Consider the following 16399-nt stretch of genomic DNA (forward strand, 5'->3'; position numbering starts at 1 on the left):
CTGGTCTGGCTCCTAGAGGTCGTCAGGCACGTAGCCGCCGCGACGGCGGACGAAGGACTGGTAGCCGGCCCGGCGCAGCCGCTGCGGCACCAGCCGGTAGCCGGCGCGCACCACCACGTTGCGCACCATCTGCGGCGTCGAGACGAAGCCCTCGGTGTGCAGGGTGCGCTGCAGGGCGAGCTCGGAGGCGAGGAGGCGACGGCCACCGCGGCGCGCGTACGCGCCGGCGCCGACCCGGTACAGCACCAGCGGCTCGGTGACGTTCTCCGCGTGGGCGCCCGCGGCGATCATCCGCGCGAACAGCAGGTAGTCCTCCATGAGGTCCAGGTGCTCGTAGCCGCCCACGGCCGCGACGGCGGACCGCCGGTACACGACCGACGGGTGGTTGAACGGGTCGCGGAACCGCGCCGACTCGGCGATCGCGGCGCCCGTCGGCGGGACGCGCACCATGCCGCGCTCGTGCTCGTCGTCCTCGAACTCGCAGATCGCGGAGCCGACGAGGTCGAACCCGGACGCCACCAGGGGGACCTGGGTCGCGAACCGGTCGGGCAGCGAGATGTCGTCGGCGTCGGCGCGCGCGACGATCTCGTGGGTGCAGGCCGCCAGGCCCTCCTCCAGCGCGCGGGCCAGGCCGAGGTTGTGCGGCAGCCGCACCACCTTCACGGGGACGTCCGTGATCTCGTCCAGCCGGTCGAGCACCGCGGCGATCTCGGCGCCCACGGGCCCGTCGCGCACCACGACGATCTCGTCGGGCGGCAGCGTCTGGTCGACGCTCACCGACCGGAAGCCGCGCTCCAGGTGCGCGGCGTCGTCGCCGCGGTACACGGGCAGCAGCACGGAGAACCGGGCGTCGGTCAGGGGCTCGCCGGAGACGAACGTCCCCGGAGCGGCCGCGATCCGGTTGACGTGCACGGGCGCGGGCAGCGCCGCACCGGCGCCGAGCCGGGCCACGGTGAGCGCGGCCGGTCCGACGCCGGACAGCACCTCGGTGTCGGGGCGGGGGTGCTTGGTCAGGCCGTGCCACAGCCCGCGACCGCCCGCCCGCCAGAGGGTGCGACGGTCGGCGGAACGGACGAACGTGCGCACCCAGCGGCGCACCGTGGACCCGCCGTACAGGACCCGCTCGCCGAACGACAGCGCGGGCGACCGCGAGAACATCCAGATCTTGTTGCGCACCTCGTAGTAGAACCGCGGGCCGGGGTCGGCGTCCGTCGCCCCGAGCTTCTTCGTGCGGTGCTCGACCACCGAGCCCGGGACGTACAGCCCCACCCGGCCGCGCAGCAGGCGCGTCGAGTACTCGAAGTCGTCGTTCCAGATGAAGTAGTCGGTGACGGGCAGGCCGGACCGGCGGATCGCCACCGCGTCGATGAGCATCGACACGAACGACATCGACCGCACCGGCATCGCGCCGGCGGCCCGCGCCCGGGACACGTCCGCGGCCGAGGCGCGCGGGTGCTGCCGCGGCGTGTTCATCGGGTGGTCCGACCCGTCGGTCCACACGACCCGGCTCGCGAGCGCCGTGACGTCGCCGTCGTAGGCGTCCCGCGCGGCGAGGAGCTCGCCCAGCGCGGTCGGCGTGGGGATCGTGTCGTCGTCCATGACCCACACGAGGTCGGCGCCGAGGTCGGCGACGGCCGTCGCGATGCCCGCGGCGAAGCCGCCGGCGCCGCCGGTGTTCCGGGCGAGCGCCACGACGTGGGGCACGCTCGGGTGGTTGCGGGCGACCTGGAGGGCGTCGTCGGTGGACGCGTTGTCGACGACGACCACTCGGTCGACGGGACGCTTCTGGTCGGCGAGGGCGTCGAGCGCGGCACCGAGCAGCTCGGCCCGGTTGTAGGACACGACGACGGCGACCACTACGGGGGCGGACATCCCCGACATCCTAGTGGCCGCCGGTCGGGCCGAAGGACGCCCGCCAGGTCTCCGGGTCCACCAGGCCGGGCGCGGCGGCCCGCCAGGTGCGGGCCAGCGACCGCCAGCGCAGCGCGAGGCGCAGGTGCGCCCCGACCGTCGCGGCGGCCAGGCGCCAGAACGTGCGGGCGTCGCGGCGCAGCCACACCCCGGTGGTCCCGGCGGCGTCGAGCACGAGCACGGAGTCGTGGGCGGGCACCTGCCACCACCCGGCGGCGTCGCGGGTCAGCACGGCCGCCGGGGTGCGCCGGGCGGCGGCGGGCACGGGCCGCAGGGTGCGCAGCACGCCGCGGGCCACGAACCCGGCCAGCGCGGCCGCGCCCCCCGGCTTGGCGGACCCGTCGGTCGCGGGCAGCGGTGCGCCCGGACGCACGACCGCGTCGAACACGGGGTCGCCGGCGGTGTGCCGCACCGTCTCCGGGTGGCGGGCGCCCACGCCGCGTACGGACCCCACCAGCGTGCCGAGCTCGCGGTGCAGGCGGCCCGGACCGCCGAGCACCTCGCGCAGCGCCCGCACGTGCAGGTCCACCGGGTAGTAGCGCATGGCCAGGAGGAGCTTGAGATCGGTGGCGAGCAGCGCCGCGGGCAGCAGGTGCGGGCCGTCGGCGTGCAGCAGCGCCGTGATCACGCGGTTGCGGACGTGCAGGTACGCCTGCCACTCCACGGAGTCGTCCTTCTCGGTCCACGCGACGTGCCACAGGCAGAACCCGGGCAGCGACACCGTGGGCACGCCCGCGGCGGCGGCGCGCAGCCCGAACTCGGCGTCGTCCCACTTGAGGAACAGCGGCAGGCTGAGGCCGACCTCGCGCAGCACGGCCGCGGGGATCAGGCACATCCACCAGCCGTTGAACTCGGACTCGCCGCGACGGTGCAGCCACGGCGTGGCCGTCAGCCCGCCCGCCAGGTCGTGCCACTGCTGGTCCATCGCGGGCGGGCCCCAGTTGAAGGTGCGCCGGTGCACCACCTCGGCCCAGGAGTTCAGCACCGTCGGGCGCGCCAGGTCGAGCATGTGCCCCCCGACCACCACCGGGTCGACGGCCGCCCGGTGCAGCCGCACGGCCCGCAGCATCGACTCCGGCTCCACCTCGACGTCGTCGTCGCAGATGAGCACGGCGTCCGCCCCCGCGGCGAGCGTGTCCGCCATGCCGCGGGAGAACCCGCCCGAGCCGCCCAGGTTGGCCTGCTCGACGACGCGCAGCCGGTCCCCGAGCGCGGCGGCGACCGCAGCGAAGCCCTCGTGCTCCCGGACCGTGCGGCCGCCCTGGTCGACCACCTGCACGGTGACGTCCGACGCCGCGAGCTCCGCCGACCCGGCGAGCACGGCCAGCGTCGCCACGCAGTACTCCGGCTTGTCCATCGTCGTGATCGACACCACCACGGTGCCCTCGCGCCGGGGCGCCACGTCGACGTCCCAGTCGCCGCCCGTGACGACGACGTCGTCGTGCGCCTCCACGCGGGCCCACAACCAGCCGCCGTCCCGCATCCCGGTGAGGTCCGCGTCGACCGGCTCGCCGAGCGGGGCGCTGCCCACCTCGACCGTGCTGCCGTGGACGCCGGAGCGCAGCACCCGCACGGTCGCGCCACCCGTCCCGGTCACGGTCAGCCGGGCGCGGGTCGCGCCGGTCCAGCGCGCCCAGTAGGCGGCCGGGAAGCCGTTGAGGTACGTCCCGAGGCCCTGCTCGGTGCCCGCGGGCAGGTCCAGGCGCCCCTCGGTGAGCACCCCGGCGCCGTCCTCGACGCACAGGGCACGGCGCTCGGACCGGCCGGACAGGATCAGACGTTGGGCGAGGTGCACGCGCGAGAGCCTACGCGGAGTTGTCCTCCGTCGAGGTCGCCCCGTGACGTCCGACCAGGCCACCGGCCCGCGACCGCAACTTGCGGGTCAGCGCGGCGACCAGGTCCTGGGTCGACGCACCGTCCAGCATGTCCCGGGTGTCGACGGGCTCGACGTGCGGGACACCGTGACGCCCTGCGCGCTCGACGCCGAGGCGGCCCTGGGCGATCGCCCCGAGCACGGCCCTCGCGGCCGCGTCGACGGGAACCGTCGGGGAGTCGAGCACGGGACGCTCCTCGTGCGGCACCGGCCGGTCGAGGAGGTCGAGGTCGCCGACGACACGCGCCCCCGACGACGAGATCTGCTCCACGAAGCGCGCCGAGCGCTTCGCGGCCTTCTCCGCGGCCCAGGTCGGCAGCACGATCCGCGTGTCGTGCTCACCGGGCGAACGCTCGCCGAGCATGTGCCCGGCGACACCGAGCCGCAGCCACCACCGGTACTCGGTCCACGACAGCTGCCCGCGCAGCTCGTGGTTGACGGCGCGGAGCAGCTCGGCCTCCTCCACGCTCATCGACCGGTTCGAGGCGTAGCCGTCGAGCTCTGCCTGCGACAGCATCCCGCGGTCGAGGCCGAGCATCGACTCGAACGCGTCGAAGAGCAGCTCGGGGGTGGACTTGTCCACGACGACGACCGTCACCTTGTCGGGTCCGAAGACGGACGCCCACCGCTGCACGATGGCGCCCTGGTCGAGCCGCTCCTGCGCGCGCCGCGTGCTCTCCAGCTTCGGGGCGTCGGACAGGACGCCCTTGAGCCAGCTCTCGAACGGCCTGGTCCGACCGCCCTTCATCGTCTGCTGCCAAGCCGAGGGGAGGACGGCGGCGTAGTTACGCAGCGTCACGACGACGTGCGTCCGGTCGCCGAGCTCGTCGCGGAACCGACGAGCGAGGTCGTCGTCGCACTCGGACACGAACTCGTGCCCGACCCACACGCGGCGAGACTCCTCCGCCTCGATCTCGGCCTTGAGGTCGCGCCAGGCCTCGGGCTGGGGCGTGCTGTTCCAGCCCCAGCCGCGCCCCATGACGGCGGTCAGGGCGGTGCGGTGGTTGAGCCCGTTCCCCGGGTAGCGCACGCCGGCGGCGAGAAGGGGCTCACGCAGGGAGGACGCGGCGTTCTGGAGGCCGGTGGTCCCCGTCTTCATCAGCCCGATATGGAGCAGCCGTGCCCGCGGTGGCAGCAGCAGTCCGTCGGTGGAGGCGTTCGCGGACATGTCTCTCCTGGTCTGGCGGGTCACGGCAGCCGTCACGATACCGCGACGACCGGAAGGAGCAGGTTCCCGGCAGCGGATGCCGTCGACGGGTGCCTGGGGCACAGTGGATCGCAAAGGGGGGATTCACCGTGGAACACCGAAGACTGCACCGAGCCCTCGCGGGCGCCGTCGCCCTGCTGGTCGCGGCCGCCGGAGGGCTCGCCGTCGCGGCCCCGGCGTCCGCGGCCGTGCCGGACGACTTCACCGTCACCGGGTCCGGCTACGGGCACGGCGTGGGGATGAGCCAGTTCGGCGCCTACGAGCTCGCGCGGGAGGGTCGTTCCGCCGTGAAGATCCTCCGGCACTACTACTCCGGCTCGAAGGTGCCTTACACCTCGACCCCGAAGCGAGTCCGGGTACAGGTGTACGGGCCCGACCCGTACGGATACTCCGGCTACGGCGACTCGGGACGCACGACGATCACGGTGAGCGGGGGCGACTGGCGGGTCCGGGTCCCCGGGAAGGGGACCGTCGCGCAGGGCAGCGGGACCAAGACCCTCAAGGTGCGGATCGGCGCGAAGGGCAACGTCCGGGTCCGGGTGGACGACAGGACCCACGTCGCCCCGAAGGTGCGGATCCAGTGGTCCGGCACGACGTACTGGCGCCCGTCGGGCCGCACGGCGGTGGCCACCGTCGTGGGAACCCACGGCTCGTACAAGAACGGCCGCCTGACGATCCAGGGACGGTCCGGCACCCCGAACATCACCAACGACGTCCTCCTCAACACCGAGTACCTGTACGGCATCGCGGAGATGCCGTCCTCCTGGGGCCTGAACGGCGGGGACCGCGCACTGCGCGCGCAGGCCGTCACGGCCCGGTCGTACGCGCTGTCGAAGATCGCGTCCGTGCGCACGGCCTGCGACTGCCACGTCGTCGACGACGTCCGCGACCAGAACTACGCGGGCTGGCGCAAGGAGGCCGAGGGCACGGGCGGTCGCTACGGTGCCGCGTGGAAGAAGGCGGTGGACGCCACGACCCGGGACACGACCACGGCGCGGGTCCTTCAGGTCGGCGGACGACCCGTGGCCGCGCACTACTTCTCGTCCAGCGGCGGCCGCACCGCGAACTCCGAGGACGTGTGGTCGTCCGCGCTGTCCTACGAGCGCAGCGTCGCCGACCCGTACAGCCTGCGGGCGCCCGGCAACTCGTACCGGTCGTGGACCCGGACGATCACGCAGGCGAAGGCGCGCCAGCTCTTCGGCCTGCAGAACGTCGCGTCGATCAAGGTCACCCGCACGTGGTCGAGCGGTCAGATGCGCACCCTGACGGCCACGCAGCCCGACGGGACGACGGCGACGCTCACCGGCAAGGCGGACCAGATGCGCGCCTGGGTGGGGCGGGCGACCACCCGCGGCAGCCTGCCCGCGGCGTGGGTGTCGCGCATCAGTGGGTGAGCCTCAGGTCCGCGGTGGCGCGGGTCGTCGGCCGCTCGGCTCGACGGCGATCCGACGTCGCAGCCGGGCGAGGCGGCGGCGCGCGCGGCTGATCGCGGTGGGCGGAGGTGACGGCGGCGGTTCCGTGGCGGTCCTGTCCGGTGCGGCACGCCAGGGCAGTCCCAGCTCTTGTACGCGCCACCTTCGGTGGTAGCGCACCATCTCCGACCGGGGCATGTCGGCGAAGACCTCCGCGGTACGGTCGCGAAGGTGCTCCACGAGTTCCGGCTGCATGGCGTACGCGAGCGCGTCGACGAGACCTTGCAGCCGTTCGACCGTCGTGTACGGCGTGTCCGGACGCGTCAGCGCATCCATGATCGCCACCGGGATCCGGTTGCTGTTGGCCCATGGCGCGAGCCGCTTCAGGACCCGGTGCGTGCCGACGGAGCGCACCGGGATCCCGAAGATCTCCCGGGCGGTCAGCAGCGCCGTCGAGAAGCAGCCGAGGACGAGGCCCGGACGTTGCTCGACATAGAGCACCTCCACGGGGCGGTCGTCCCGCAGCACGTCGATCGCGACCCCGCGCAGCTGTGCGACCTGACGCATCGCCGCCACGTACCCGGGCGGCGACGACGGATGGGGCTTGAACACGACCCGCGCCATCCCGGCGTCGGCTGCTTCGCCGACCATCCTGGCGTACAGCTTCCCCTCCTCCGTCGGAGACATGAGTCCGAGCGCCGACAGGTACTGGCCGACCACGACGGCCGTCCGCGCGGGCGTGATGGTGCCCGCCTCGACGTCGGCGACCGCCGCCTCGACGGGCGTCGACGCTGCCGCGATCTCGGTGAACACCTTGCGCGCCACGTCGAAGGGGATGGTGCGGGTTCCGACGCCGTGCTCGGAAAGCAGGACCGGGCTCAGGCCGGCGACGAGGTCGAGGTGGACGAGCCCGCGGACGCGGCGCGCCGTGCGCAGGGGAACCTTCGTCCGTGTCGGCCCGTAGGTCATCAGCCCGTCCGAGAGGACCGTCACCGGTGCGTCGTCGAACACCTGGGCGAGGGTCGACGCCGGGGGTAGCGCGACCGACTCGAGCACCAGCTCGACCTCGTCGTCGTCGACTCCCCACGCCCTGCGCAGCAGGCGACGGACCATCGGCTGATCCGCAGCCCGCAGGGACCAGGAGTGCGGGTGCAAGGGTTCGACCAGCTCAGTGAGGTGTTCGACGCGGTCGAACCGCGCCAGCACGGGCCGGGCGCCGGGAATCTCGTCGAGGGCGGGCGTGAGTTCCGGCTTCGGCGCGCTGTTGACGACCAGCAGGATGCGGCGGTCCGGCGTGCCCAGCAGCCCGCTGTCCACGGCGGCCGCAGCGCAGGCACCCGCGAAGAGCGTGCTCGCCATGACGATCTGCGTGGTCATGCGGCCGAACCCGTCGCCTCGAGATCGTCGAGCGTGGGCACGGGGAGCGCGGCCCAGTCGGGCCCGAGCAAGCCGTCCACGAGCGCTGTCCGTTCCGGTGGCCCGGAAGCCGCCTGGCGCACGACGAGATCGACGGGCAACGACTTCAACAGTGCGCTCGACACGGCGAGGAAGTCCGCGTAGACACCCGGCGCCATCCGCGACGAGTTGCGGTAGTGGTGCATGGTCACGGCCACGATCGTGCGGACCAGCTTGGGCAGGAATCTGGCGGACTCGGCATCGTCCATCAGGACGTCGCGCGCAACGCCGAACGCTCGGGCGAAGTCCAGCTGCCGGGAGTCGTAGACCTGGGTGAGGGACGTGCTCACCCCCCGTCGGTAGCAGATGCTCGGCGCATCGACCACGGCGTAGCGGGGGCCGTTGAGGTGCAGGTTCCAGATCCAGGGTCGGTCCTCGGCCGTGTGCAGACCGTCGACGAAGTCGAGCAGCCCGTCGGTCTTCAGCGCACGGTCGAAGATCCCGGCCCAGGCGTAGGGATAGTCCACCATCGTGATCTCCGCCGCCGGCACGATCGAGTCGCGGGGGTCGAGAGCGACCCCGCGCAGCCCTTCCGGGGCCTGGCGCCGAACACGGTGACGACCGTTCACGGTCGTGTGGTCCGTCCGCACCCAGGCGCACCCCAGCCGTCGGCACGCGGCGACGAGGGCCGGGAGTCGGCGTGGCGCCATCCAGTCGTCGGCGTCGAGAAAGGTCAGCCAACGACCTGCCGCGGCGTCCGCCCCCTGGTTCCGAGCGGCCGCCAGGCCGTGCGGCCTGTCGTTACGCAGCACCACGAGGTCGGCAAGTCGGTCGCGGAACGAGTCGACGATGTCCCCCGTGCCGTCGGTCGAGCCGTCGTCGACCACGACCACCTGCAGCTCGCGTGGTTCGTCGACCTGTCGGCCGAGGCTCGTCAGGGCGTCTGCCACGTAGTCGCTCGCGTCCTTGGCGGGGACGATCACGGAGATGAGGGGTCCGTCGGTCACCGAGGCAGCGTAGCCACGACGACGGGGACGGAATGGCCGATTCCCGGCTTCGGAGCCGGGTGTTGTCCCGATCGTCGCCACGCGTTCACGCGGGTGTCATCCGAGGCTCAGAGCGGGCGGGCCTCGCTCTCCAGCAGGACGGGGATGCCGTCACGCACCGGGTAGGCCAGGGGTCGCTCGGGGTCCGTGGAGCGCAGCTCGGGCGCGCCGTCCGGGCCGGTGGCGTCGACGAGCTCGGCACCGGTGACGGGGCACCGCAGGACGGACCGGACCCACGGGTCGATCCAGGGGCTGTTCTCGGTCATGCGTCCTCTCCTCGGACCAGCGACAGCACGTCGTCGCGCAGCTTGGTCATGATGTCGGCGTCGGCGGCCTCGACGTTGAGCCGCAGCAGCGGCTCCGTGTTGGAGGCGCGCAGGTTGAACCACCACTGGGGGTGCTGGCCGTCCCAGTGGGCGACGGTGAGCCCGTCGAGGGTGTCGATCACGGCGTCGGGGTACGCCGCCGCGTAGGTGTCGCGCACGCGGGCGGTCGTGGCGGCGGCGTCCGCCACGGTCGAGTTGATCTCGCCGGACGCGACGTACGGCGTGTACATCTCGGCGAGCGCGGACGCGGGGTGCTGCTGCTCGCCGAGCGCCGCGAGCACGTGCAGCGCCGCGAGCATGCCGGTGTCGGCGAACCAGAAGTCGCGGAAGTAGTAGTGCGCGGAGTGCTCGCCGCCGAACACGGCGTCGTGGGACGCCATCTCGGCCTTGATGAACGAGTGGCCGACCCGGGTGCGCACGAGGGTCGCGTCGGTGGCGCCGAGCAGGTCCGGCACGGCCCGGGAGGTGATGAGGTTGTGGATCACCGTGGCGGGGCGGCCCGCGGCCTGCTCCTTGGCGATCTCGCGCAGCCCGACCAGGGCGGTGACGGCGGACGGGGACACGGCGGCCCCCCGCTCGTCGACGACGAAGCAGCGGTCGGCGTCGCCGTCGAACGCGAGCCCGAGGTCGGCCTCGTGCGCGACGACGGCGGCCTGCAGGTCGAGCAGGTTCGCGGGCTCCAGCGGGTTCGCCTCGTGGTTCGGGAAGGTCCCGTCGAGCTCGAAGTACAGCGGCACGACCTCGAGCGGAAGGGCGGGCAGCCCGGCGGCGGTGCCGAGCACCGCCGGGGCGGTGAGGCCCGCCATGCCGTTGCCGGCGTCCACGACGACCTTCAGGGGGCGGATGCCGGACAGGTCGACCAGGCCGCGCAGGAACCCCGCGTAGTCGGCCAGCAGGTCGCGCTCGGTGAGCGAGCCGGGCTCGTCCGCGCTCGTCGACGGCGCGCCGTCGAGGAGCTCCTCGGCGAGGCGTCGCACGTCGGCGAGGCCGGTGTCCTGCCCGACGGGGCGGGCACCCGCGCGGCACAGCTTGATCCCGTTGTAGACGGCCGGGTTGTGCGAGGCGGTGAACATCGCGCCGGGCGCGTCCAGGTGCCCGGAGGCGAAGTACAGGCCGTCGGTCGAGCACTGCCCGACGTCGACCACGTCGACGCCGGTGGCGCGGACGCCGTCGGAGAACGCCGCGACGAGCTCGGGGCCCGAGTCGCGCATGTCCCGCCCGACGACGACCCGGCGGGCGCCCTCGGGGAGCACGACCACGCGGGCGTACGCCTCGCCGAGCGCGCGGGCCACGGCCGGCGAGAGCTGGTCGGGGACGGTGCCCCGCACGTCGTAGGCCTTGACGAGGCCGGTCAGGTCGGTCACGGTGCCCACCCTACGGCCCCGGGCCGGGGCAAGGTCCGGCCCGCGACGGACCTCACCCGGGCGACCGGTCAGTCGGGGTCGCCGCGCAGCACCCGCAGGTGGCCGCGGCGGGCCGTCTCGGTGACGCCGTCGGGCTCGGGGGCGGCGACCTGCCGCCCCCCGCGACCGGCCTCGCGCACGGCTTCCGCCAGCGCCGACAGGTCGTCCTTCGACGGGGGCGGGGTGTCGAACTCGGGCTGCAGGCGCACGACCTCCCAGCCCCGGGGCGCCGTGAGGCGTGCCGCATGGACGGAGCACAGGTCGTAGCTGTGCGGCTCGGCCCGTTGCGCCAGGGGGCCGAGCACCGCGGTGGAGTCCGCGTAGACGTAGGTGAGCGTCGCGACGGCTGCCTGGGTGCATGCCGTGCGCGAGCACTGCCGGACCGATCTCACGCGGGGAGGATACGCCGCCCGGACCCGGCGGCGCTCCCCGGCGCGCCGCGCTGGATAGGCTCGGGGGATGAGGAGCGAGGAGCCGGACGGCACCCCCGGTCACCTGGTGCCGCTCGGCGGGGGCCCGGCGGGCGGGCTGCCGCCCCGCGGGGTGCGGCGACGCGACCGTCGTGGCCGGGGCCTGCGCGGCACGCTGCTGCCGCCGGGAGCGCCCGCCCACCGCACGCGCGCGGAGAAGTTCGACGACGCGGTCCTCGCCGCGGTGGACCGGATCGAGCGCCGCTGGCCCGCGGTCGGCGGCGTCGAGTTCGCCGTCGAGGACGTCCCGCCGTCGGACCCCGCGCCGTGGGAGCCGGGCGGCGTGGCCCTGGGGCGGTTGTTCCCGGCCGAGGCCGGTCAGCCCGCCCGGATCGTCGTCTACCGGCGCCCGGTGGAGACGCGCGCGCTGGACGCCGACGACCGGGACGACCTCGTGCACGAGGTCGTGGTCGAGCAGGTGGCGCACCTGCTGGCGCGCACCCCCGAGGAGATCGACCCGGAGTTCCGCGGTCGCTGACGGCTCAGGGGACGTCGTCGCGGCGCACGGCGACCTCGCCCGCCGCTCCCCCGGACGCCGTCGGCTCGAGCGTCGCGACCAGCGTGCCGGTGGTGTCCGTGCCGTCGGACGCGGTGAGGCGGACCGACCACGGGACGGACCCGGCGGCGGACGCGGGCACGTCGACCAGCACCGCGGAGACCGCGCCGACGTCGGCGGCCGGGACCTCGACGGTGCCGCCCACGGGCACGGCGACCCGTCGCTCCCCGGCGACCGCGCCGTCGGCGTCGACGCCGCGCACCGTCACCTCGATCTCCCCCTCGGGCGCGGCGTCGGTGTCCCGGGCGGCGGGCACGCCGGCCAGGACGACGGTCGCGTCGGTGCCGGCGGGCAGCGCGACCTGGCCGGTCGCCGCACGCTCCGGGCCGGGCACGGCCGGCGCGGCGCTCCAGGCGACGTCGTAGGGCGTGCCGTCGACGACCGCGTCGTCGGGCAGCACGCCGGGCACGGCCGCGTGGGCACCGGCCACGACGGGCACGTCCGCGTCGACCACCACCGTGTACGTCCCGGCGTCGAGCCCGCCCAGGGGCACCGCCGTCACCTCGCCGGCCGTCAGCTCCGTGCTCTCGGCACCGCGCAGGGTGACGCGTCCGTCGGGTCCGTAGACGTGGACGGCGGCCCGGCCGTCCTCGTCGGGTGCGAGGAGCCACAGCTCGGCGGCGTGCGGGTCCGCCGGCGCCTCCCCCCGGGACACGACGCCGGTGACGACGACGGCGTCGGTCGGTCCGGCGCCCGGGGTGACGACGTCGGTGCCCGCCGGGACCAGACCGTCGATGCCCTGGGTCTGCAGGGACGCGGTGACGCGGGCGCCGGTGGCGCGCACGTGCACGGCGAGCCGCTCCTGCTCGGGGGCGAGCGCGTCGAGGCGCACGACGGTCTCGGCGCCGGGTTCGAGGGCGAACGCGCCGCTGCCCCCGACGGGCAGCGGCCCGGTGGACCCGTACACGTCGAGGCGCACGCTCGCGGGGCCGTCGCTGGGGTTCTGCACCGCCAGCAGCGCGCTGGACCCCGTCGCGCTGTCGCCGCCGACGAGCCACCGGTCGGTCGCGGGCGCCGCGCAGGACGCGGCCGCGAGCCCCCGCAGGTCGCCCTGGGTCGTCACGGACGCGGTGGCCGCGGCCGCCCGCAGGGGCCGTTCGGGCACCGGCACGACCGTGAGGGTGCGCGGGCCGTCCTGCGCGGTGGCGACGGCGGCGTCGGGGCCGGCGGTCAGCGGGTCCTCGTCGCCGCCGTCGAGGGCTCCGAGAGACCCGTCGCCCGCGGCTCCCACGACGGCGGCGCGCAGGGTCGTGGCGGTGGCGACCGGCGTGGCGCCGAACTGGTCGTCGCCCACGTCGGCCCCCTCGGGCAGGGCCGCGGCGGGCGGGCAGACGAGCCGCACCGGGGCCGGCTCGACGGCGACCTGCCGGGTCGCGGCCTCCAGCGCGACGGCCTCCGCCCCGGTCCAGCGCTCGACCCCGACCTGGCCCCCGACGGCGACGGCCGCGAGCACGCCGACGACGACCACCCCGCTGACGGTGCGCAGGACGACGCGGACGGCCCGCGAGCGCGGGGACGGCAGCGGGCTCATCGGGTCCTCCGGCGGCCGACGGGCAGGGCGAGCAGGGTGAAGACGACCAGCACGAGGGCGGTCAGGGCGAGCCACGGGGGCCGGGAGGCGGCGGCGTGCTCGACGACGAGGTGCCCTCCGGCGGCCCCGAGCTCGAAGGCCTGCCGTCCGTCGACGTCGAGCGCGGCGAGGCGGCGGCCGTCGAGGCTGGCGCGCCAGCCCTGGCCCGCGCTCTCGGCGAGGACGACGGTGCGGTCCGGCGCGCCGGGGCCGACGTCGGTGCTCACCCGGCGGCCGTCGGAGGCCAGCACCACGGCGGGGGTGGCGGGGTCGGCGTCGGCGGCGTCGAGGACGGTGGCCCACCCCGTGCCGGGGTCGGCGTCGCCGACCCGCCAGAGCAGCACGCCCTCCTCGGTGACCCGGTGCAGGCCGGGCACGAGGTCGAGGGAGGTGACGAGGTCGGCGTCGCCGTCGGCGGGGACCTGGACGGCCCCGACGCCGAGGGCGGCGAGGCGGTCGGCGAGGTCGGGGCTGCGCCCGGCGGCCACCTGCGCGACGAGCGCGTCGAGGGCGTCGACGTCGGGACGCGCGGGTCCGGGTGCCAGGCCCGCGTCGCGGGCGCGCACCACGACGGAGGAGTCGAGGAGGCTGCTGCCGTCGGCGTGCAGGACGGCGTACTCGACGACGTCGTCGACACGGTCGAGCTGCAGGACGCGGGCGGAGCGCGGCGGCGCCTGGAGCTGGCGGCCGACGGCCGGCACCGCGTGGTCGGCGTCGGCGGTGAGCGCCCCGACCCCGGCGGGGGTCACGGACTGCGCCCACCACACGGCGAGCCCGCCGGCGGGCACGGCGAGCGCGAGGGCGGCGACGAGCCCGACGGCGACGCGGCGGGCCGGGTGGCGGCCGGGGCGCGGCGTCGCGGCCAGCGCGGCGCACCCGAGGCCGAGCAGCAGCACGGACAGGCCGGCGCCGGGCCAGCCGTGCACGACGGCCGCGGACCCGTCGGGGGCGGCGCCGGACGCGACGGCGGTGCCGGCCGCCGTGAGGGCGACGACGAGGCCGAGGATGGCCAGCAGGAACCCGCCGCGCACGGCGGCGGTCCGTCGTCCGGGGAGCGCGGCCGCGGCGAGGACGAGCACGAGGCCGCCGAGCAGCCAGGGCCCGGCGCCGCCGGCGGCAGCGAGGGGGTCGGGCAGCGTGCCGGTGGGCCAGGCCTGCGGCGGGGCGGGCTGGCCGAGCAGCAGCGTGAGCCCGTCGGGGGCGGCGGACGGCAGCGGCACGCCCGGTTCGGCGAGGACGGCGCGCCAGCCCCCGTCGGCCCACGTCGCGGTGACGTGCCACCAGAACGGGAGCCCGACGACGACGGCGGGGACGAGCACGAGGAGCAGCCGACGCCAGGACCGGCGGGCGACGACCAGCACGCCCGCGCACGCCAGGACGGCGACCGGGAGGAGGGCGGGGGCCCCGCTCACCGCGACGGCGAGCAGCAGGCCGGCGGCGGCGGCGGCCCCGAGGGACCCCGTGCGCGGGCGGGCGGGCCCGACGCCGTCGCGGGCCTGCGTCCCGACGGCCCGCACGGTGGCGACGAGCACCCACGGCAGGGCGAGGTGCGCGACGACGGCGCCGACCCGGCCGGACGCGAGCGAGGCGAGGAACGCCGGGGACGCGGTCCACACGAGCGCCGCGGCGGCGCGCGCCCACACGGACCGGGTGACCACGCCGGCGCCGAACCACCCGGCGAGGGCCGCCAGCGGCAGGGCGCCGAGGACGAGCAGGTCGACGCCCTGCTGCACGGAGCCGGTGAGCGCGCCGAGCGCCGTCAGGAGGGTCAGCAGCGGGTCGGCGGGGGCTCCGGTGCTTAGGGCGTCGCGCACCCAGCCGGAGGTGGCGGCGGCGAACGCGTCGCCGAGCGAGCCGGGGGCGGGCAGCAGCGCGCCGCCGACGATGCGGCCGCCGTCGGCGAGCACGCCCTGCCAGGGCGCGAACGTGGCGGCCGTGAGCAGGAGGACCGGCACCACGACCAGGGTGAGCGCGGTGCGGCGGCGGCGGGCGAGGCGCCGCAGCTCGGCCCGTTCGAGGTCGGTGGGCCCGCGCCGGACGCGGTGCGCCTCGGCCCGGGTGAGGCGGGCGTCGCGCCGCTCGGCGGCCACGCGCCGCCAGCTCGCCCGCAGGGGGCGCAGCACGCGGCGCGGTCGGGTCCGTGTCGCGGCGGCACGGCGCCGGCCGCGCACCAGCGGGACGACGCGCAGCACGGTGACGACGGGGGCGAGGATCTCGTCGCGGGCGCGGGCGGGTCGCTTGAGGGCGAGCCGGTACGCCGCGGCGAACGGCGCCCAGACGAGCATCGCCACCATCGCGACGGGCACGAGGGGCAGGGGGACGCCGACGAGGCGGGCGTAGAGCTGGCTGCGGCGGCGTGCGTACGCCGACGCGTCGAGGCCGGCCCCGCGGCGGGCGCCCCGCAGCCCCCGCAGGGACGCCTGCGCGTGGTGCACCAGGGCGGCGGGCACGACGACGACGCGGTGCCCCGCGAGCCGGGCGCGACGGCTGAGGTCGAGGCCGTCGCCGTAGCGGCCGGCCTCGGGGTCGGTGCCGCGCAGCTGCTCCCAGACGCTGCGCCGCACGAGCGCGCCCGCCAGGCCGACGGCGAGCACGTCCTCGTTGGCGTCGTGCTGGCCCTGGTCGATCTCGGAGTCGTCGATGCCGGTCATGCGCCGCCCGAGCGGCGAGACGGTGAACCCGACCTCGAGGAGGACGCCGGGGCGGGACCGGTCGGGGACGACGGGGGTGCCGTCGGCGTCGAGGTCCCAGCGCACCTGCTTGGGTCCCGCGACGGCCACGGCCGCGGAGTGCTCGACGGCGCGCAGGAGGTGGCCGAGGGCGTCGGGCGCGGGGGCGGAGTCGTCGTGCAGCACCCAGATCCACCCGGCGTCGCCGAGCGCGCCGACGGCGAGGGCGTGGTCGACGGCGTCACCGAGGGTGCGGGAGCCGGAGGCACCGACGTAGCGGTGCCCGCCGAGGCTGAGGTCGGCGTGCGCGGCGGTCGAGGGCGCGGCGTCCACGTCGACCACGACGACGTCGTCGGGGGCGTGGCCCTGCGCGGCGAGCGCGTCGAGCGTCGCGGGCAGGTAGGCGGTGCGCCCCCGCGTGACGACGACGGCGGTGACGGCCACGGCCGTGCGCGACGGACGGCCCGCGGCGAGCGCGAGCCCCGGGGTCGCGCCAGGTGGTGCGACCCCGTCAGCGGGCGTCCGGGTCAGGTGCGGTGCAGTCATCCTGCCCGCCATGAT

At 75.8% G+C, this 16399-nt stretch carries 12 protein-coding genes; 2 read left to right on the forward strand and 10 right to left on the reverse strand.

The annotated features are described in order from the left end of the window. Positions 1–12: 12 nt before the first annotated feature. The 3 genes from ATJ88_RS13900 to ATJ88_RS18390 are packed head-to-tail and all read right to left on the reverse strand — an operon-like array spanning position 13 to position 4952. Entirely contained in the window at positions 13–1872 is a 1860-nt protein-coding gene (locus ATJ88_RS13900) for a glycosyltransferase (protein ID WP_098465362.1), read from the reverse strand. A gap of 10 nt (positions 1873–1882) precedes the next feature. Beyond that, complete coding sequence (locus ATJ88_RS13905) at positions 1883–3706, reverse strand: glycosyltransferase (RefSeq protein ID WP_098464337.1); 1824 nt, start codon at positions 3704–3706, stop codon at positions 1883–1885. A gap of 10 nt (positions 3707–3716) precedes the next feature. Next, the gene (locus tag ATJ88_RS18390) at positions 3717–4952 is read right to left on the reverse strand and encodes a hypothetical protein (protein ID WP_098464338.1); all 1236 of its coding nucleotides are present in this window, start codon (positions 4950–4952) and stop codon (positions 3717–3719) included. Between the two features lie 128 nt (positions 4953–5080). Between ATJ88_RS18390 and ATJ88_RS13915 the strand changes: the two genes are divergently transcribed. Next, the gene (locus tag ATJ88_RS13915; protein WP_098464339.1) at positions 5081–6385 is read left to right on the forward strand and encodes a SpoIID/LytB domain-containing protein; all 1305 of its coding nucleotides are present in this window, start codon (positions 5081–5083) and stop codon (positions 6383–6385) included. Positions 6386–6388: 3 nt separating this feature from the next. On the opposite strand, the gene ATJ88_RS13920 is transcribed toward ATJ88_RS13915, so the two are convergent. The 5 genes from ATJ88_RS13920 to ATJ88_RS13940 form a co-directional block, all read right to left on the reverse strand. Further along, positions 6389–7780, reverse strand: a complete 1392-nt coding sequence (locus ATJ88_RS13920; protein WP_098464340.1) for a polysialyltransferase family glycosyltransferase — start codon at positions 7778–7780, stop codon at positions 6389–6391. Next, positions 7777–8781, reverse strand: a complete 1005-nt coding sequence (locus ATJ88_RS13925; protein WP_170023634.1) for a glycosyltransferase family 2 protein — start codon at positions 8779–8781, stop codon at positions 7777–7779. The genes ATJ88_RS13920 and ATJ88_RS13925 overlap by 4 nt, the downstream gene beginning before the upstream one ends. Positions 8782–8912: 131 nt before the next feature. Further along, complete coding sequence (locus ATJ88_RS13930) at positions 8913–9110, reverse strand: Trm112 family protein (protein ID WP_098464342.1); 198 nt, start codon at positions 9108–9110, stop codon at positions 8913–8915. Continuing rightward, positions 9107–10534: a phosphomannomutase/phosphoglucomutase gene (locus tag ATJ88_RS13935; protein WP_098465363.1), complete on the reverse strand. Its 1428-nt coding sequence runs from the start codon at positions 10532–10534 to the stop codon at positions 9107–9109. Before ATJ88_RS13935 ends, ATJ88_RS13930 begins: the two co-directional genes overlap by 4 nt. Before the next feature lie 68 nt (positions 10535–10602). Then, a complete protein-coding gene (locus ATJ88_RS13940) occupies positions 10603–10965 on the reverse strand; it encodes a DUF3499 domain-containing protein (RefSeq protein WP_098464343.1) in 363 nt (120 codons plus the stop codon). A 67-nt stretch (positions 10966–11032) separates the two neighbouring features. On the opposite strand from ATJ88_RS13940, the gene ATJ88_RS13945 reads away from it, so the two are divergent. Further along, on the forward strand, positions 11033–11521 hold the full coding sequence (locus tag ATJ88_RS13945; RefSeq protein ID WP_098464344.1) for a metallopeptidase family protein: 489 nt from the start codon (positions 11033–11035) through the stop codon (positions 11519–11521). 4 nt (positions 11522–11525) lie between these two features. On the opposite strand, the gene ATJ88_RS13950 is transcribed toward ATJ88_RS13945, so the two are convergent. Together ATJ88_RS13950 and ATJ88_RS13955 are read right to left on the reverse strand one after the other, a co-directional pair. After that, a complete protein-coding gene (locus tag ATJ88_RS13950; protein WP_098464345.1) occupies positions 11526–13130 on the reverse strand; it encodes a DUF5719 family protein in 1605 nt (534 codons plus the stop codon). Further along, positions 13127–16384, reverse strand: coding sequence for a glycosyltransferase (locus tag ATJ88_RS13955; RefSeq protein WP_170023636.1), 3258 nt, complete (start codon positions 16382–16384; stop codon positions 13127–13129). The genes ATJ88_RS13950 and ATJ88_RS13955 overlap by 4 nt, the downstream gene beginning before the upstream one ends. Positions 16385–16399: the final 15 nt, after the last annotated feature.

It is taken from the genome of Isoptericola jiangsuensis, assembly GCF_002563715.1.
GTDB classification, from domain to species: Bacteria; Actinomycetota; Actinomycetes; order Actinomycetales; family Cellulomonadaceae; genus Isoptericola; species Isoptericola jiangsuensis.